This is a genomic window from Streptomyces roseofulvus (assembly GCF_039534915.1).
GTDB classification, from domain to species: domain Bacteria; phylum Actinomycetota; class Actinomycetes; order Streptomycetales; family Streptomycetaceae; genus Streptomyces; species Streptomyces roseofulvus.
Genome location: NZ_BAAAWE010000001.1, coordinates 5,168,173 through 5,185,754 on the forward strand (window position 1 = coordinate 5,168,173; position 17,582 = coordinate 5,185,754).

Genomic DNA, 17,582 nt, shown 5'->3' on the forward strand with positions numbered 1-17,582 from the left:
CCTCAGGCTCCCCGGTCCTCCAGATAGCGGGTGTGCGCCCGCTGGCGCAGCTCCTCGGCCTCCTGGAGGGCCGCCGCGATTCCGGCCGCCTCCTCGCGCAGCGCGGCCAGCTGGCGTTCCAGATGCCGCTCGGGCGGCTCCGAGCCCGGCGTCACCCGGGACCACCAGCGGGTCCGTACGAAGGCGTCGACCGCCTCCGGCACGTCCTGCCGCACCGCGCGGGCCAGCACGTGGAGGTGGTCCGGGTCGCTGACCCAGCCCGGTTCGAGCAGCGCCTCGAACAGCGCGTCCAGCTCGTCGATCCGCGCCCGCGCCGCTTCCGGCAGCTCCACCTCCGCCAGGTACTCCCGCAGGGTGGCGTGGTCCGCGCGCAGCGACTCCAGCTGCTCGTCCGCGCTCGGGAAGTCCGGGGCGCCGGGCCGCTCCGGCGGGGCGATCAGCGCCCCCGCCGCGTACAGGCCGAGCACCACCAGCGGCCAGAGGCCGCCGGCCGCGCCGGTCAGGCCGATGCCGAGGCCGGCCAGGCCGCAGACGCAGCCGGTGAGGTTCTTGCGGGACTCCAGGTAGAGCACCCACTTGTCACTGGTAGCCACGGATCTCCTCGAAGGCGCCGTCGAGGGAGCCCTGCGCCGCCTCGAAGAGCCGGCCGCCGGTCAGCTCGGCGATGTGCTCCAGCTCGGCCCGGTCGGAGTCGCCGAACAGGATCGGGAAGACGGGGGTGCGCTGCTGCTCGGCGGGCAGGCCGCGGAAGAAGGCGTCGAACGCGTCGGCCGCCATCCCGTCGGTGTTCTCCCCGTCCGTCATGAGCACCACCGAGGTGAAGGTGTCGCGGGGTGCGGCGCCCAGGCCGCGGTACGCCTCGGTGAGGCTGGAGTAGACCGCGGTGCCGCCGGAGGCGGTGAGCCGCCCGGCGTCGGCGCGGATCGCGTCCCTGGCCCGCGCCGGGTCCTTCGGGTCCACCGTGTACGTCCGCACCTCGCCCGTCTTCACGGAGCTGCCGAACGGCATCAGGGTGACCTCCTCGCGGTCCCGGAAGTCCCCGGTCAGCTCGGCGAGCGCCTCCTTCAGCCGGGTCAGCCGCTCGCCCGCCATCGACCCGGAGGTGTCCAGGACGTAGACGGTGCGGGAGGGCCTGCGGAGGGTGTTGTCGTACGCGTCGAGCAGGCCGTCGGCGACGGACCGGCTGCCGGGGAAGGGCAGTTCCCGGCGCAGGTCCCGGTCGAGCCGGGGCGCCGGGGCCACGCCGGCGACGACCGGCCGGCGCAGGGTGGTCTCGGTGATGCGTCGCTGTGCCTCCGGGGTGCGGAGGTACGTGGTGAGCCGCTGGGCGGACTCCTTCGCCCCGGCGGGGGCGGCGGTGAGCAGGGTGAGCGGGTAGTCGGCGGTGACCACGCCGTCGGAGGGGCGGATCACGGTGAGCGGGCCGGGCGAGGAGAGCAGCACGGACTCGTAGTTGACGAGCGCGTCGATGTCGGTGCGGCGGCCGTAGGCGGTGGCGAGCCAGCCGGAGGAGCCCGAGGTGAGCTTCTGGCCGGTGAAGAACTCGCGGAGCTTCGGCGTCGCCTTCTCGACGTCCCGCTCGCTGAGCGCGGACTGGGCGCCGGAGAGGCCGGAGGCGACCGAGACGAGCGCGGAGAAGCCGGAGTTGGAGCGCTTCGGGTCGGTCATGCCGTACGTCAGCCTGCCCGCGGCGACCGCCTGGTGGAGCTGCGACCAGGTGACCTTCCTCGGGTTCCAGCCGAGCCGGGTGACGACCTCGGGGCGGACGCCGACCGCCACCGGGGACGTCATCACGGGTGTCTCGTTGGTGATCCGGCCGGCGGTGTCGGGGCGGAGCCTGAGGTAGTCGTTGGAGGAGAGCCAGACGGCGTCGTACTCCTTCTCGGCACGGCCGGAGGCGATCTGCTCGACCGCGTCGAGGGTGCCCGCGTAGGTGGTGCGGACGGTGACGCCGGTGGCCTTGCGGGCGTCCTCCAGGACCGGTGCCATGTCGGCGAGTTCGGAGGAGGCGAGGACTCGGAGGGTGCCGGGGGCGGCGGGCGCGGTCAGGTCGCCCTTCGGGCGGCCCGAGCCCTGGCCGCCGGTCGAGTCGTCCGGGGTCGAGCAGGACGCGGCGGTGGTGGTGAGGGCGAGGCCGAGCGCGAGGGCGGCGAGCAGCCGGGCCGTGCGGGTGCGGGGTCTCATGCCGGGGTGCCGCCTTCCAGTGCGCCGGTGCGGCGGCTGCGGTCCAGGTGGGCGCCGGCTTCGCGCAGTTCGTCCGTGAGGGAGGAGACGGTGGCCGCCATCGCCTCGGTCGCCTGGACCTTGTACGTGTCGATGGCGTCGAGCGTCCGGTAGATCTGCTGGAAGGCGGTGCGCAGGGTCTCGGCGCCGACGGCCGGGTCGGCGGCGATCCGCTGGATCTCGCCGGCCTGGGTGGAGAGCATCTCGGCGTTGCCGCGGATGAGGTCCTCGGTGGTCGAGCGCAGGGCGTTCACCTGTTCGGTGACCTTGCGCTGGTTCTCCAGGGCGGAGGCGAGCATGACCGCGATCCGCAGTGCCGACAGGGTCGTCGTCGCGGCCCGGTCGACGCCCTTGATCAGCTCGTCGTTGTTCCGCCGGACCACGTCCATGGCGAGGTATCCCTGGGCGCAGACGGCGAGTTGGGTGAGCAGGTCCTGGTGCTTCTGGCGGACCGGGAAGAGGACGTCGGCGCGGAGCGCGTCCGCCTCGGCGGGGTCGTGGGTGCCGGCGATCCGCTGTTCGACGGCCGCGTCGAGGGCCTCGGTGAGGACGGCGAACTCCTGCAGCTTGCCCATGGTCTCCCAGAGCCGGGCCCGCTCGGTCTGCAGCGCGGCGTTGTCGCGGCGGAGTTCGTCCTGGCCGCCGCGGAGCGCGCCGACGATCCGCTGGAGGGTGGCCTGGGAGGAGGCGTACGCGGCGACGTGGTCGCGGAAGCGGTTGCCGCCGGGCAGCTTCGACAGGAGGCCCTTGAGGCCCTTGCCCGGGGTGTCCCGGGGGCCCAGGTCCTCGACGGTGCGCCGGAGTTCGACGAGCGAGGAGCCGACGCGGGCGGAGGCGTCGCCGCCGCCCTGGCCGAGCGAGCGGACGGTGCGGTCCAGCATCCGGTTCGACTGCTGGGCGGCGGCCCGCATCTCGCCGGAGCCGAGCGCGGCGATCTCGCCGATGCGGCCGGCGAACTCCGGGGAGCGCGGGTCGAGTCCGGCGAGCGAGCCGACGTACTCCTCGGCCCGGCGGGACATCTCCGTGCGGACGGTGTCGTCCAGCGGCACCAGTCCCGCGGCCTGTTCGGCGCGGACGGCGGGGGCGGGCGCGGGCGGGGTGAGGACGAGCGGGGTGTCGTGCTCGGGCGGAGTGAGGACGAAGGTGGACTCCGGTGCCCCGGCGTACGGGTTCCGGGGCTGCCCGCCGGCGCGCGGGTCGGTGTGCTCGGTCATGCGGTGCCCCCCTGGTCGCGGGCCCGCCGTGCCATGTCGCGCAGCACCGCTCCGGTGGGCACGGGCGCCTGGCGGACCCCGGTGAGTGTCTGGTTGAGGTATTCGCCGTGCTTCCCGGTGGCCTCGGTGAACTCGGGCGCGGCGCCCTGCGGCCGGAAGCCGTGCCGGACGGCGAGGCGGCGCAGCTCCGGGTCCTCGGAGAGCAGCCGGCCCAGCTCCTTGCCGTCCCCGGTGAGCGGGACGAGGGTGTGGTCGCTGTTGACCGTGGTGTCCGGGTAGAGGACGACGAGGTCGCCCATGGGCCGGCCGGCGAGGAGCTGGGAGGCGACCTGGGACTCGTAGACGAGGACCAGCGGGTTGCCGACGCCGCTCACGAAGTCCCGGAAGGGGGCGTCGGAGCCCGTCTGCTGGGCGCCCTGCGCCTGGGTGAGCTTGCGCAGCAGCGGGGCGGTGCGGCCGACGGCCTCCTTGCCGTCGGCGACCCGGCCGCCGTCGGCGACGTAGCTCGCGGCGGCGAGGTAGAGCGCGCCGGAGTTGGAGGCCACCGGGTCGGTGGAGGTGATGAAGAGCGTCCCGCTCAGCTCGGCGTGCCTGTCGGCGCCCTTGAGCTGCTGCCAGCTGCGGTCGGCGCGGGCGGCGGCCAGGTAGGCGTCCATCTTCAGGATGCCGCGGGTGCCGCGGGCGGTGAGGGTGGCCAGGCCGTTGTCGGCGAGCACCCGGGCGGCGTTGCTGTGGGCGACCACCACCAGCGGCGAGTAGAAGGGGCGCAGCGGCGCGGCGGCGGCCTTGTCGGCGGCCTTGGCGCGCAGCTCGTCGGCCGGTCCCTTCGAGGACGGGAACGCGAAGTCGTATCCCTCCAGGGGGAGTTGCTCCATGTCCCAGGACCCGGAGGTCTCGGTCCGCACGGTCAGGCCCCGGGCGGCCAGGGCCTTCACGACGTCGGGGTCGGCGAAGAACTCGCTCTTCTCCGAGCCGATGACTCCTCGCACGGTCTTCGTTGCCGTGCCCTTGTCCTGATCGCCGCCCGTCACGAGGACGGCGGCCACGCCGCCGAGGAGCAGGACGGCCAGGACGATTCCGAGAATGCGTCTCACGCGGGCAGAGTGCTCGCGGAAACCCACATTCCAGGGGGAGTTGGGTGGACGGGCGGTGAAGTGACGATCCCGGTAGTGAACCGGAGGGGAACCCGCCGGAAGGGCGGCGGGATGGGTGGCTCCCGGGCCGCGCGGTTCGTGCCGCGCGGCCCGGGGCCGTCAGGGGGCGGCGACCAGGGGATCCCCGGCCAGCGCCGCGGTGTGCGCGTCCATCCGCTCGGCCGCGAGGATCGCGGCGGCGGTGTCCGCGCGGGAGGCGGCGACGACCAGGGCGCGGCCCGCGAGCGCGTGCGCCTTGCGGTGCAGCGCCTCGGGGGAGGCGCCGCTCAGTCCCGCGTGGCGGGCGGGGGGCGCGCCGCGGAGGCGGGCCACCTGCCGGGCGATCAGCTCGCCGCCCTCGCGGTCGCCGAGCTCGTCGGTCACGGCGAGCAGGGCGGCGAGGTGGCCGGCGAGCTGGATGTCCAGCTCCTCCTCGCGGGAGCGGTGCGGATACGTGCCGGGGTCGCCGCCCGTCGTGTGGACCGACTTGGTGCGGATCGGTTCGTACATGGGGACGGCCTCCTGACTGCTCGGGGACCATCCTAGCGGCTAGTTTAGATCCTGTCTAAAGTTGTGTCGGGTCCGGATGGGGGGCCTCAGGGCTGGCTGTAGCCGTCCAGGAAGCGCCCGATCCGCGTCACCGCGTCCGTGAGGTCCGCGACCGACGGCAGCGTCACGATCCGGAAGTGGTCGGGCTCGTGCCAGTTGAAGCCCGTCCCGTGCACCACCATGATCTTCTCGGCCCGCAGCAGGTCCAGGACCATCTGCCGGTCGTCCTTGACCTTGTAGACGTTCGGGTCCAGGCGCGGGAACAGGTACAGCGCGCCCTTCGGCTTCACGCAGGTCACGCCCGGGATCGAGGTCAGCAGCTCGTACGCCGTGTTCCGCTGCTCCAGGAGCCGGCCGCCCGGCAGGACCAGGTCCTCGATCGACTGCCGCCCCTGGAGCGCGGCGGCCACCGCGTGCTGGGCCGGCATGTTGGCGCACAGGCGCATGTTGGCGAGGATCGTCAGCCCCTCGATGTACGAGGAGGCGTGGTGCTTCGGGCCGCAGACCGCGAGCCAGCCGGAGCGGAAGCCGGCCACCCGGTAGTTCTTGCTCATCCCGTTGAAGGTGAGGCAGAGCAGGTCCGGGGCGATCGCTGCGGTCGGCGTGTGGGTGGCGCCGTCGTAGAGGATCTTGTCGTAGATCTCGTCCGAGCAGACGACCAGACCGTGCCGGCGGGCGATCTCGGTGAGCGAGCGGAGCATCTCGTCGTCGTAGACGGCCCCGGTCGGGTTGTTCGGGTTGATGATCACGATCGCCTTGGTGCGGTCGGTGATCTTCCGCTCGATGTCGGCCAGGTCCGGCATCCAGTCCGACTGCTCGTCGCAGCGGTAGTGCACCGCCGTACCGCCCGCGAGGGAGACCGAGGCCGTCCACAGCGGATAGTCGGGGGCCGGGACGAGGACCTCGTCGCCGTCGTCGAGCAGCGCCTGCATCGCCATCTGGATGAGCTCGGAGACGCCGTTGCCGAGGTAGATGTCCTCGACGGAGAGGTGGATGCCCTTGGTCTCGTAGTGGCTCATCACCGCCCGGCGGGCGGACAGCAGGCCCTTCGCGTCGCCGTAGCCGTGCGCCTCGGAGAGGTTCCGGAGGACGTCCTCCAGGATCGCGGGCGGGCACTCGAAGCCGAAGGCGGCCGGATTGCCGGTGTTGAGCTTGAGGATGCGATGACCCGCGGCTTCGAGCCGCATCGCCTCTTCGAGCACCGGGCCGCGGATTTCGTAACAGACGTTGGCGAGCTTCGTCGACTGGATCACCTGCATGACGAGAGCTTACGGCGGGGGAGGGCCGGACGCCTCGTGTTCTCGGACACGTCGGGACGAAGCGCGCGGCCCCGGGGACGGGCACCCGGGGCGTTCTGTCGTGATCCCTACAATGCGGGCCATGAGCTTCGAGGACCCCGAGAGACCCATGCCCCGGCGCCGCCGGCACGCCTCCGCCCGGCGCGGACGCGGGGCGGTGTGGCTGCTCGCCGCCGGCGGTGCCGCGGTGGTGGGACTCGCCGCCGTGGCGCTCACCGGCGGCGGGGCGAAGCGGCCGGCCGAGCGGGGCACCGACGGCGGCGGCCTGCCCTCGCTGATCCGGGCGGACCCGGCGGCGGACGGCACGACACCGCCCGCCCCGAGCAGCGGCGCGAGCCGCCCGGCCGCCCCCGGCCCGTCCTCCGCTCCGACGGCCGGCTCCTCCGGCACGCCCACGCCGACCTCGGCCGCCTCCTCCGCCTCCACCACCACGGCGTCGCCGGAGGCCGACGACCAGTCCGCCGCCCCCGCTCCCTCCGACGGAACCGCGACGGCCAGGCCCGGGCGCGGCCGCGGCAACGGGAAGGGCCCGCGCTGACACCGGGCCCCGGGCCGCCCCGGCGCCCGGGGTAGGTTTGCTGCCCATGTGGGTGGTGAGTGGTTCCGGATGCCGGTGGCTCGGGGCGGGCGGCGCGCTCGCCGTGGCCGTCGGCGGCTACGCGGCGGGGGCGCTGCCCGTGATCGGCGGCGGGCCCTTGTGGGCGCCGCGCGCCTCCGCGACCGAGACCGCCGGGGCCGTGCTCGCCGCCCTCGGACTGACCGTGCTCGTCGCCGCCTGGTGGCGGTACGGCGTGCTGCTCGCGCGCGGCGCCGCCGGAGGCGCGCTCGGCACCCTCGCCGCATGGGGCGCGCCGCTGCTGCTCGCCCCGCCGCTGCACAGCGCCGACGTGTACAGCTACATCGCCCAGGGCGCGATGGTCCTGGAGGGGCACGACGTCTACGGCGCCGGCCCTTCGGTGCTCGGCCCCGGGGAGCTCGGGGCCGACGCGGCGGCGAGCGTCGGCGGGAACTGGACCGACACCCCCGCCCCGTACGGGCCGGTCTTCCTGCTGCTCGCCGAGGCCGTCGTGAAGCTGACCGGCGGGGCCGTGGTGCCCGCCGTGCTGCTGCTGCGGCTGGTCGCCGTCGCGGCGGTCGCGCTGCTCGTCTGGGCGGTGCGCGGCTTCGGGAAGGGCGACGGGGCGCTCTGGCTCGCCGTCCTCAACCCGCTGCTGCTCGTCCATGTCGTCGGCGGGACGCACAACGACGGGCTGATGGCCGGGCTGATGCTCGGCGGGGTGCTGCTCGCCGTGCGCGGGCGGTGGGTCCTGGGCAGCGTGCTCGTCGGCTGCGCCGTGATGGTGAAGTCGCCGGCTGCCGTCGCGCTCCTCTTCGTCGCCGTGATCGTCGCCCGCCGGGACGGACTCCTGAAGGGTCTGGTCCTTCCGCCGGCCGTCGCCGGGGCGGTGGCCGCGGGGGCGAGCCTGCTCGCCGGGACCGGCTTCGGCTGGCTGCGGACGCAGTCCGTCGCCGGGGCCATCCACACCCCGCTCTCCCTCACCAGCGACCTCGGCCTGGCCCTGGGCACGCTGGTCGCGGACGACCCCGAGCCGGTCAAGGCCGTGGTGCAGAAGCTCGGCCTGCTCGCCGCCGCCGTGCTCATCCTGGTCCTCGCGTGGCGGGCCTGGCGGGGGCGGCTCGACCCGGTCCTCGGGCTCGGCCACTCCCTGGTGGTCCTGGTCGCGCTCTCGCCGATGGTGCAGCCCTGGTACCTGCTGTGGGGCACGGCCGCCGTCGCGGCCGTCGCCTGGCACAGCCGCGCCGGGCAGCTCCTCGCCGTGGTCTCGGCGGCCCTCGTGTACGAGACCCAGCCCGCCGGCCACACCCCCTGGTACGGCTTCGCCGCCGCCGGTCTCGTCCTCGCGCTCGGCGTGGTGTGGCTCCGGCGCGACCGGTGGCCCGCCGCGGCCGACGGCCTCAGCGACCGTCCAGCAGGGACCGCACTCCGCGCGTGAGGCGCTCGTACTCGGCCGGACGGTTGTAGACCTGCCCGCTGATCCGGATCCCGCCGCCGCCCTCCCAGGGCCAGACCAGCACCCGGCAGCCGAGCCGGGCCATGATCTCCTCGCGCAGCGCGTCCGCCTCGGGACGGGTCCGGGCGAACCGTTCCGGCAGCCGCAGCGAGCGCATCGCGAGCCGCGCGTCGGACGGCAGCGGCCTCACCCCCGGCAGACCGGCCAGCAGCTCCGCGCCGTACGCCGCGAGGGCGCTGTTGTGCTCCCGCACGGCTCCGGCGCCGAGCTCCGCGAGCAGGTCGAGGCCCTCCGGCGCGGCGAGCGGGCCCGTGTAGTCGGCGGTCGCCCGGTACTCGACCGAGCGGGGGTAGCCCCGGTGGTCCTCCCAGGACGGCACCGGCGCGGGCACCCGGTCCCGCAGCGCGGGGGCGACCGCGAGGACGGCGCTGCCCGGCGGCGCGTACGCCCATTTGTGGAGGTTGCCGAACCACACGTCGGGCCGTCCGGCGAGCGGGTCGGCCAGCATCCCGGGCGCGTGCGCCCCGTCCACGACCGTCGTCACCCCGCGCGCCGCCAGCTCGGCGAGCAAGCCGGGTCCCGCGACGATCCGGGCCGTCGGCGAGCTGATCTGGTCGAGCAGCGCCACCTTCGTGCGGGGCGTCAGCGCGGCGAGGACCGTTTTCCCGACCGCCTCCTCGTCGGGCAGCGCCGGGTCGAGCCGGACGGTGACGGTCCGGGCCCGGCGGGCGGCGGCCGCGACGACCGTGCCGTAGCCGTGGTCGGTGACCAGAACCTCGTCGTCCGGGGCGAGCCGCAGCGCTGCCAGGGCGAGGTGCGCGGCCTCGGTGGCGTTGGTGACGAGGGCCAGGGACCGCGGGTCGGCGCCGAGGCGGGCGGCGATCCTGGTCCGGGCGGCGGCCAGCCGGTCCGGGGCGCCGAGGAAGAACGCGTCCGGATCGGCGGCGGCCTCGGCGGCGAGCCGCCGCTGCGCCCGGGACACCGGGACCGGGACCGCGCCGAAGGAACCGTGGTTGAGGTGGGCCACCCGGGTGTCGAGCCGGAAGAGCTCCGCGCCGCCGGGGAAGGTCCCGCAGCCCGTACCCTCCGGGCGCGTCGCGTCCTCCGCGTTCATCGGGCCTCGGCCGTGACCGTGCGGCCGGGGGCGACCTTGACCCGGACCACCGTGTACGCCGTCCCGTCGACGACCTCCGTCGTGGCCGGGTGGGCGGTGCCGTCCACCGTGACCGTGCGTCCGGCGCCGGGGAAGCGGGCCTCCCAGGTGTACGGGGCGGTGCCCGCCGTGTGGGAGAGGGTGGAGCGGAGGTCGCCGTCGTGCCGGAGGGCGAAGACGGAGTCGCCGATCCGCAGGTCCTCGACGGCCAGCCACTCCATGCCCGAGGGCAGCCGCGACCGGGTGACGAGCGCGCGGGCGGGGGCGTCGGGCAGAACGCCCATCAGGCCCTGCACGGTCTGGCCGACCAGGGTGAAGGACACCTCCGGGTAGTCGCCGTTGGTGCCCTGGCGGCTGTTGACGTGCTGGACGTCCCTCTGGGCGTAGATGTGCCGCATCCACGCCCAGGCGGTGTCCGGGCGTCCGTTGGCGAGGAAGGTGTCGGGGAGGTAGGTGAGGGCCTCGATGTTGTCGGGGCGGCCCGCGCCCGCCGTCTCCGCCTCGATGTGGTCGAGGTACGCCTCGCGCCGGGCGCCCGGGTCGACGATCCCCTTCATCGGCATGAACCAGCTGTTCTCCTTGCCCCAGCCGGTCAGCGGCTGCCCGTCGGTGGTGTAGCCGCGGACCATGTCGGCGCCCCAGCCGGTGCCGCTCCACTCGGAGTTGAAGTACCGCTTGAGGTCGCGGGCGCGGCGGGCGAAGTCGGCGGCGAGGGCGCCGTCGCCCTTGGCGCGGGCGAGGGAGGACATCGCCCGGTACGCCTGGTACTGGGAGCCGATGGCGTCGCCGGCCTCGGCGAGCGGCTCGTCGCTCTGCTCGTTGTAGCTGGCCACGCCCTGGAAGATGCCCCTGCCGGTGCCCTCGGCGACCTTCACCCGGTCGCCGTTGTCCTTCCGCCCGTCGTGCAGGGCGACGAACTCCTCGGTGGCGTGCCGGTAGAACTCCCACAGCGCCGGGTCGTCGAGATAGCTCCGGTCGCCGGTCCAGCGGTACGCCTCCTCGGCCTTCTGGACCAGCTCGAAGACGGCGGGGACCTCGCGGACGAAGAGGTCGGGGCGGCGGTAGTCGATGGACAGATAGGTGCGGTTGTCGAAGTTGAGCGCCCACACCGGGTAGTAGGCGTGCTCGGCGGTGGCGGAGGCGGCGAACGCGCGGAGCATCGCCCTGTTCTCGGCGTGCAGGCCGAGGGTGGCGGCGCCGGACAGCTGGTGGGCCATGTCGCGGGAGTAGTAGCCGCTGCGGTTGGCGTAGCCGGCCCAGTAGGAGGGCGCGTAGACGCCGGTGCCGGTGCCGCCGGTCTGCCGCTCGTCGGCGTTCAGCGGGCCCTCGGTGCCGGGGAGGTGGACCCAGCTGTTCGCCTTGGCCGCGGCCCAGGCGAACATCGCGGCCGCCTCCGGGTCGCTGGAGGTGACCCGGGGCGCGGCCGCGGCGGGGGAGACCATCACGTCGTCGGCGTTGACCCACCCCTCGCCGGACTCGAACGCGATCTCCAGCCGGTCTCCGGGGTCGAGGGCGACCGGACCGAGCGTGTGGCGGCGGTAGCCGGCCGTGGCGGGGAGGTCCAGGGCTGCGGCGGGGGAGCCGTTGACGCGGAGCACGTACCGGGCGCCCGGCCCGCCGGTGGCGATCCAGGCGGAGACCACGTACGCGCCCCGGCCGGTGGCGGTCACCGTCTGGGAGACCTTCCGGCCCGCGCCCGCGTCGAGGTACGCGAGCCGGGAGCCGGCGTGCGGGTAGTTGACGGCGGTCCCCGTGCCGGAGGTGAACTCCCAGCCGCTCCCGCCCTGTTCGAAGCCGGGGTCGGTGACGGTGAGCACCGCGGGGGCGGCGGGGGCCGGGGTGCCGGCGGCGGCCGGGACCGTGGTGAGCGGGGCGAGGGCGGCCAGCAGCGCCACGGCGGAGGCCAGGGCCGTACGGGAACGCGTCATCGGGTTCTCCCGGAGAGTGGGCGGGGTCGGCGCGCGGCACGCTAGCAACCCTCACGAAGCCTTGCAATGGTTACCGCGTCGATGAGTGGACGGTCCAGCTGAAAGTTTTCACTCATGCATTGCAAGTAGAGGGGCCCGCTTGTACTGTCCCGGCTCATGACCGACAGCGACAGGCAGCCCCACGACACCGACAGCAGACCGCCGGCCCGCAGGGACCTCCTGCGCATGGGCGGTGGCGCACTCGCCGCCGGGCTCGGCGGACTCGCCCTCACCGCCTGCACCGGCACCGGGGCGGACGGCGGCGGAGGCGACGACGGCGACCCGGAGAAGGGCAGGATCACCGTCTGGTCCTGGCAGGGACCCGCCGCCGAACTCAAGGCCCTCGTGCCGGACTTCAACAAGGCCCACCCCGGCATCCAGGTCACCGTCGAGGACATCGGCAACCCCGCCATCTGGGAGAAGATCACCGCCGGACTCGCCGCCGGCGGCCAGGGCCTCGCCGACGTCCTCCACATCGGCGTCGACTACCTCCCCGGCTACGTCGAGCGCTTCCCCGGCGGACTGGCCGACCTCGCCCCCCTCGGCGCCACCCGCCACAAGGACGCCTTCGCGCAGGGCCTCTGGGGCACCGTCAGCCCCGACGGCACCCGCGTGAACGCCCTCCCCTGGGAGGCCAACTCGGGCGGCTTCTACTACCGCGCCGACCTCTTCGAGAAGGCCGGCGTCGACGCCGACGCGCTCCAGACCTGGGACGAGACGATCGAGGCCGGCAAGACCCTCAAGGCGAAGACCGGCGCCCACCTGATCGGCATCGACAAACCCGCCTCCCAGCCCGACGCCGCCAACTTCTTCCAGTTGCTGCTCCAGCTCCAGGGCGCCTTCTACTTCGACCTCGACGGCCGCGTCACCCTCGACTCGCCCGAATCCGTCAAGGCCATGACCCTCATCAAGACCATGAACGACGCCGGGCTCGTCAGCGACCTCTCCGGCGGCTGGAACACCCTCATCAGCTCCCTCAAGAAGGGCACCAACGCCGTCGTCCCCTACCCCACCTGGTTCGGCGGCGTCATCGAGGAACAGGTCCCCGCCGAGGCAGGGAGGTGGCGGGTCCGGCTGCCCCCGGCCGTCCGCCGCGGCGGCCCCACCGCCGCCACCGTCAACTCCACCCACCTCGCCGTCGCCGGCGGCAGCAGGCACCGCGCCGCCGCCTGGACCTTCGTCGAGTACGCCCTCACCCGCCCCGCCTCCCAGGTGCGGATCTACCGCGGCAAAGGCATCGCACCCGCCCTCATGAAGGCGTACGACGACTCCGTCTTCCACGAGCCGTCCGCCTTCTTCGGCGGCCAGAAGAAGGGCGAGATCTTCCTCGCCGCCCTCAAGGCCCCCTCCCCGCCCGTCAACTACACCGCCGACTACGCCCGCGCCCTCAGACTCGTCACCGACGCCCAGTCCAAGGTCCTCCTCAAGGGCGCCGACCCGGCCGCCGTCCTCCGCGACGCCGCCGCCGAACTGGCCCGCCAGACCGGCCGGAAGACCGCCCGATGAGCCTCGCGAAGCCGCTCCCGGCCGCCCGCCGCCGACAGCGCGGCCGGGCGGCCCCGTACCTCTTCGTCCTGCCCGCCCTGCTGCTCTTCGCCGCCTTCAAGCTCTACCCGATCGGCTGGTCCTTCCTCCTCAGCCTGCACCGCACCGTCGCCGGCACGGACACCTTCGTCGGCCTCGACAACTACGCCCGGCTCCTCGACGACCCGCTGCTGTGGACCGCGCTCCGCAACACCCTCGTCGTCCTCGCCGTCCAGGTCCCGCTCATGCTGGCCCTCGCCACCGGCCTCGCCGTCGCCCTCGACTCCAGCCTCCTGAAAGGCCGCTCCGTCTTCCGCCTCGGCTTCTTCCTGCCGATGGTCACCGGCCTCGTCGCCTACGGCATCGTCTTCTCCGTCCTCCTCAACAAGGACTACGGACTCGTCAACTGGCTCCTCGGCCGCGCCGGCGCCGACCCCGTGCCCTGGCTCACCGACGGCATGTGGGCCCGGATCTCCCTCGGCCTCGCCCTCACCTGGCACTACACCGGCTACAACGCCGTCATCCTGCTCGCCCGCCTCCAGACCGTGCCCCGCGAGCTGTACGACGCCGCCGCCGTCGACGGAGCCGGCGCCCTCGCCGCCTTCCGCCACGTCACCCTCCCCGGCCTGCGCCCCGCGCTCCTCCTCACCACCGTCCTGTCGACGATCGGCACCCTCCAGCTCTTCGACGAACCGACCGTCCTCACCGGCGGCGGACCCGACAACGCCACCCTCACCCTCGGCATGTACCTCTACCGCCACGCCTTCACGTACTTCGACTTCGGCTACGCCTCCGCCGTCGCCTACGCGCTCACCCTCCTGATCGGCCTCCTCGGCCTGCTCCAGTTCCGCCTCCTGGGAGACAAGCCGTGACCACCAGCACCCGCGGCCGGACCGGCCGCTCCCTCCTGCTCACCTCCGGCCTCGCCCTCGCCCTCGCCGCCGTCGCCGTCCCCTTCTACTGGCTCGCCGTGGGCGCCACCCACAGCTCCCAGGAACTCTTCTCCAGCCCGCCGCCGCTGCTCCCCGGCGGCCACCTCGCCGAGAACCTCGCCACCCTCCAGGAGACCGCCCACTTCGGCCGGGTCGTCCTCAACTCCCTCGGCATCGCCACCGTCTACACCCTGCTCGCCGGCACCGTCTGCACCCTCGCCGGATACGGCTTCGCCACCTACCGCTTCCGCGGCCGCGACACCCTCTTCGGGCTGCTCATGCTCGGCCTCGTCGTGCCCGCCCAGATCACCCTCGTCCCGCTCTTCCGGATGATGGCCGACCTCCACTGGCTCGGCACCTACCAGGCCGTCATCGCCCCCAACCTCGCCCTGCCCTTCGGGATCTTCCTCATGCGCCAGTCCATGGCGGCCCTCCCGAAGGAACTCCTCGACTCCGGCCGCATGGACGGCTGCGGCGAACTGAGGCTCTTCTGGCGGGTCGCGCTGCCGCCCATGCGGCCCGCCCTCGCCGCCCTCGCGATCTTCCTCTTCCTCTACCAGTGGAACGACTTCGTCTGGCCGCTCATCGTGCTCCGCGACGACCTCACCTTCACCATCCCCGTCGCCCTCGCCTCCCTCCAGGGGCTCGACGAGACCGACTACGGCGCCATCCTCGCCGGCACCTCGATCGCCGCCGTCCCGATGGCGGTCGTCTTCCTGCTCCTCCAGCGCCACTTCGTCTCCGGCCTCCTCGCCGGCGCGGTGAAGGAATGACCATGGACACCCCCGCACCCGAACCCCTGACCACCGCCCACGAGGCACCCGCCCCCGCCGCACCCCTGCTCGACCGGGTCACCCTCGCCGTCCACGCCCCCGGCGCCGACCCCACCTGGACGCTCACCGACCTCCCCGGCACCGGCGGGCTGCGCGCCCTCGACGTCCACGCCCCCGGCGCCCCCGTCGAGATCCGGCTCGCCGTCCCCCTCGGCGACGCCGCCGGCTACTGGCACCCCCGGGCCGGCTGGCACCGCACCCTCGTCCCCGACTGGGCCGGCCGCACCACCACCTGCCTCGTCGACGGCCCCGCCGCCGGCAGCCTCTACGAACACTCCGGCGCCACCGTCCTCACCTGGGCCGCCGCCGACCCCGTCACCGAGGCCACCGTCCGCTACGGCGTGTCCGAGGAACACGACACCCACGTCGTCCACCTCCGCCTCCCCGCCGCCGACCGGCCCCACCGGCTGCTCCTCGCCCCCCGCTCCCCGTCCGTCGCCGCCGCCCTGCGCCCGATGCGCGCCCACTTCGCCGCCGCGCACCCGCCCATGCCCGTCCCCGACGCGGCCCGCGTCCCCGTCTACTCCACCTGGTACGCCTTCAACCAGGACGTCACCGCGACGGCCGTCGAGACCCAGGCCGCCCTCGCCGCCGGACTCGGCTGCGGCGCGCTCATCCTCGACGACGGCTGGCAGAAGCACGGCTCCGGCCGCGGCTACGCCGGCCTCGGCGACTGGGAACCCGACCCGGCCAAGTTCCCCGACCTCACCGCCCACGTCGCCCGCGTCCGGGGCCACGGCCTGCGCTACCTCCTCTGGGTCGCGCCCCTCCTCCTCGGCCCCCGCGCCGCCTGCCACCCCCGGTGGGCCGCCGCCGCGCCGCGCCCCGCCGGAGTGCCCGGCGCCCACGTCCTCGACCCCCGGCTCCCCGAGGTCCGCCGGCACGTCACCGACCTGTGCGTCTCCCTCGTCGCCCGGCACGGCCTCGACGGCCTCAAGCTCGACTTCCTCGACGAGGCCGCCGTCTACGCGGGCGACGGGCGCGGCGACATCGGCCACGCCATGACCACCCTCCTCGCCGAGCTGCGCCACGCCCTCGAAGCGGTCCGACCGGACGTGCTCCTCGAACTGCGCCAGCCGTACACCGGACCCGGCATGGCCCCGTACGGGAACATGCTGCGCTCCTTCGACTGCCCGGCCGACGCCACCGCCAACCGGGTCCGCACCCTCGACACCGCCCTCCTCGCCACCGGCGGCGCCGTCCACTCCGACATGCTCATGTGGTCCGCCGACGCGAGCCCGGAGGCCGTCGCCCGCCAGCTGATCGGCGCCCTCCACTCCGTACCGCAGCTCTCCGTCCGCCTCGACGAGGTGCCCGCGAGCCACCGGGACACCGTCCGCTTCTGGCTCTCCTGGTGGCGTGCGCACCGGGAGCTGCTGCTCGACGGGGAGACCGAGCCCGGCCGGCCCGACACCCTCTACCCGCTGGTCACCGCCGTCCGCGGCGACACCTGCCTGACCAGCGTGCACGCCGACCTGGTGGTGCCGCTCGACACCGCCGCCCACCGGGTCTTCCACCTCGTCAACGGCTCCGGCCGGGACCGGCTCCTCGTCGAGGTCACCGGTGGCGGAGGGCCCGTCCTGGCCCGGGTCCACGGGGCCGACGGACGTATGATGAATAACCCCCTGACGTCGCTGCCGCTGCTGCCGGAGGGGCCACGGCCGCTGGCCGTCCCGCGCGGCGGCCTGGTGTCGCTCACTCTCACGGAAGGACCGCGATGAAGGTCGGCATCACCGACCTCGCAGCCCACGCACAGGTCAGCGAGGCCACCGTCAGCCGGGTGATCAACCGGCGCCAGGGGGTGTCCCGCAAGACCCGCGAGGCCGTCGAGCGGGCCATGGCCGAACTGGGGTACGAGCGCCCCACTCAGGGCCAACTCGTCGCCGTCGTCACCGAGTTCGTGTCCAACCCGTTCTTCGCCGACGTCGCCGAGCGGATCGAGTCGGCGCTCGCCCCGCACGGCCTGAAGACCGTTCTCTGCCCGGTCTTCCCCGGTGGCGTGCAGGAGCTGGACTACCTCACCGCCCTCGTCGACAAGGGCGTCGCCGCCGTCGTCTTCCTCTCCGCCTCCAACACCGTCGAGGGCGCCGACACCGAGAGCTACGAGCTGCTGCGGCAGCGCAGGGTGCCGTACGTCGGGATCAACGGCGAGTTCGCCGACGGGGTGCCCGTACCCGTCTACTCCACCGACGACGCCCTCGCCGCCGAACTGGCCGTCGACCATCTGCACCGGCTGGGCCACCGCCGCATCGGCATGGCCTCGGGACCGGCCGGAAACCGGCCCGCCGACCGGCGGGTCCGCGGCTTCGTCGACGCCATGACCCGGCGCGGCTCGACCGACGCCGAGTGCTGGGTGGTCCGCCAGTCCTACACCGTCGAGGGCGGCCAGGCCGCCGCCTCCGCCCTCGCGGGACAGGGCGCCACCGCGATCGTCGCCGCCAGCGACTACATGGCCCTCGGCGCCATCCGCGGCCTGCGCCGGCTCGGCCTGTCGGTGCCCGAGGACGTCTCCGTCGTCGGCTACGACGGCACCTCGGTCACCGAGTTCACCGACCCCGCCCTCACCACCGTCCGGCAGCCGGCCGACCGCCTCGCCCTGGAGGTCGGCCGCTCCGTCCTCGCCCTGGTCGCCAACCGGTCCGTGCCGACCGGCGAACTCCTCTTCGACCCGGAGCTGGTCATCCGGGCGTCCACCGGACCGGCGAAGGACCGCTAGAAGGGCCGCGGGCGGGCCCGCCGGACGG

At 74.2% G+C, this 17,582-nt stretch carries 15 protein-coding genes; 7 read left to right on the forward strand and 8 right to left on the reverse strand.

Features of this window, described 5'->3' with window-relative positions:
- Positions 1 to 2 precede the first annotated feature (2 nt).
- The 6 genes from ABFY03_RS24060 to ABFY03_RS24085 form a co-directional block, all read right to left on the reverse strand.
- Positions 3 to 593 (reverse strand): hypothetical protein, encoded by a 591-nt coding sequence (locus tag ABFY03_RS24060; protein WP_346170814.1) that lies wholly within the window; start codon positions 591 to 593, stop codon positions 3 to 5.
- The gene (locus ABFY03_RS24065; protein WP_346170815.1) at positions 580 to 2,184 is read right to left on the reverse strand and encodes a substrate-binding and vWA domain-containing protein; all 1,605 of its coding nucleotides are present in this window, start codon (positions 2,182 to 2,184) and stop codon (positions 580 to 582) included. The genes ABFY03_RS24060 and ABFY03_RS24065 overlap by 14 nt, the downstream gene beginning before the upstream one ends.
- Complete coding sequence (locus tag ABFY03_RS24070; protein WP_319012310.1) at positions 2,181 to 3,437, reverse strand: toxic anion resistance protein; 1,257 nt, start codon at positions 3,435 to 3,437, stop codon at positions 2,181 to 2,183. The genes ABFY03_RS24065 and ABFY03_RS24070 overlap by 4 nt, the downstream gene beginning before the upstream one ends.
- Positions 3,434 to 4,558: a hypothetical protein gene (locus tag ABFY03_RS24075; protein WP_346170816.1), complete on the reverse strand. Its 1,125-nt coding sequence runs from the start codon at positions 4,556 to 4,558 to the stop codon at positions 3,434 to 3,436. The genes ABFY03_RS24070 and ABFY03_RS24075 overlap by 4 nt, the downstream gene beginning before the upstream one ends.
- 132 nt (positions 4,559 to 4,690) lie before the next feature.
- Positions 4,691 to 5,080: an SCO4983 family protein gene (locus ABFY03_RS24080; protein WP_319012312.1), complete on the reverse strand. Its 390-nt coding sequence runs from the start codon at positions 5,078 to 5,080 to the stop codon at positions 4,691 to 4,693.
- 86 nt (positions 5,081 to 5,166) lie between these two features.
- Positions 5,167 to 6,378 (reverse strand): pyridoxal phosphate-dependent aminotransferase, encoded by a 1,212-nt coding sequence (locus ABFY03_RS24085; RefSeq protein ID WP_319012313.1) that lies wholly within the window; start codon positions 6,376 to 6,378, stop codon positions 5,167 to 5,169.
- Between the two features lie 121 nt (positions 6,379 to 6,499).
- Between ABFY03_RS24085 and ABFY03_RS24090 the strand changes: the two genes are divergently transcribed.
- The gene (locus ABFY03_RS24090; RefSeq protein WP_319012314.1) at positions 6,500 to 6,955 is read left to right on the forward strand and encodes a hypothetical protein; all 456 of its coding nucleotides are present in this window, start codon (positions 6,500 to 6,502) and stop codon (positions 6,953 to 6,955) included.
- Between the two features lie 46 nt (positions 6,956 to 7,001).
- Positions 7,002 to 8,411, forward strand: a complete 1,410-nt coding sequence (mptB, locus tag ABFY03_RS24095) for a polyprenol phosphomannose-dependent alpha 1,6 mannosyltransferase MptB (RefSeq protein WP_319012315.1) — start codon at positions 7,002 to 7,004, stop codon at positions 8,409 to 8,411.
- Here the strand turns inward: mptB and ABFY03_RS24100 are convergent.
- Together ABFY03_RS24100 and ABFY03_RS24105 are read right to left on the reverse strand one after the other, a co-directional pair.
- Positions 8,374 to 9,543, reverse strand: a complete 1,170-nt coding sequence (locus ABFY03_RS24100; RefSeq protein ID WP_346170817.1) for an aminotransferase class V-fold PLP-dependent enzyme — start codon at positions 9,541 to 9,543, stop codon at positions 8,374 to 8,376. The two genes, mptB and ABFY03_RS24100, sit on opposite strands and share 38 nt — an antisense overlap.
- Positions 9,540 to 11,510 (reverse strand): hypothetical protein, encoded by a 1,971-nt coding sequence (locus ABFY03_RS24105; RefSeq protein ID WP_346170818.1) that lies wholly within the window; start codon positions 11,508 to 11,510, stop codon positions 9,540 to 9,542. Before ABFY03_RS24105 ends, ABFY03_RS24100 begins: the two co-directional genes overlap by 4 nt.
- A gap of 156 nt (positions 11,511 to 11,666) precedes the next feature.
- On the opposite strand from ABFY03_RS24105, the gene ABFY03_RS24110 reads away from it, so the two are divergent.
- Genes ABFY03_RS24110 through ABFY03_RS24130 form a run of 5 tightly spaced genes read left to right on the forward strand, consistent with a single transcriptional unit; the run spans position 11,667 to position 17,554 of the window.
- Entirely contained in the window at positions 11,667 to 13,055 is a 1,389-nt protein-coding gene (locus ABFY03_RS24110; protein ID WP_319012318.1) for an ABC transporter substrate-binding protein, read from the forward strand.
- Positions 13,052 to 13,945 carry a carbohydrate ABC transporter permease gene (locus tag ABFY03_RS24115; protein ID WP_346170819.1) on the forward strand — a complete coding sequence of 298 codons (894 nt, stop codon included), beginning with the start codon at positions 13,052 to 13,054 and terminating at the stop codon, positions 13,943 to 13,945. The genes ABFY03_RS24110 and ABFY03_RS24115 overlap by 4 nt, the downstream gene beginning before the upstream one ends.
- On the forward strand, positions 13,942 to 14,778 hold the full coding sequence (locus ABFY03_RS24120; RefSeq protein WP_319012320.1) for a carbohydrate ABC transporter permease: 837 nt from the start codon (positions 13,942 to 13,944) through the stop codon (positions 14,776 to 14,778). Before ABFY03_RS24115 ends, ABFY03_RS24120 begins: the two co-directional genes overlap by 4 nt.
- 2 nt (positions 14,779 to 14,780) lie before the next feature.
- On the forward strand, positions 14,781 to 16,559 hold the full coding sequence (locus ABFY03_RS24125; RefSeq protein WP_346170820.1) for a glycoside hydrolase family 36 protein: 1,779 nt from the start codon (positions 14,781 to 14,783) through the stop codon (positions 16,557 to 16,559).
- Entirely contained in the window at positions 16,556 to 17,554 is a 999-nt protein-coding gene (locus ABFY03_RS24130; RefSeq protein ID WP_319012322.1) for a LacI family DNA-binding transcriptional regulator, read from the forward strand. The genes ABFY03_RS24125 and ABFY03_RS24130 overlap by 4 nt, the downstream gene beginning before the upstream one ends.
- The last annotated feature ends 28 nt before the right edge of the window (positions 17,555 to 17,582 follow it).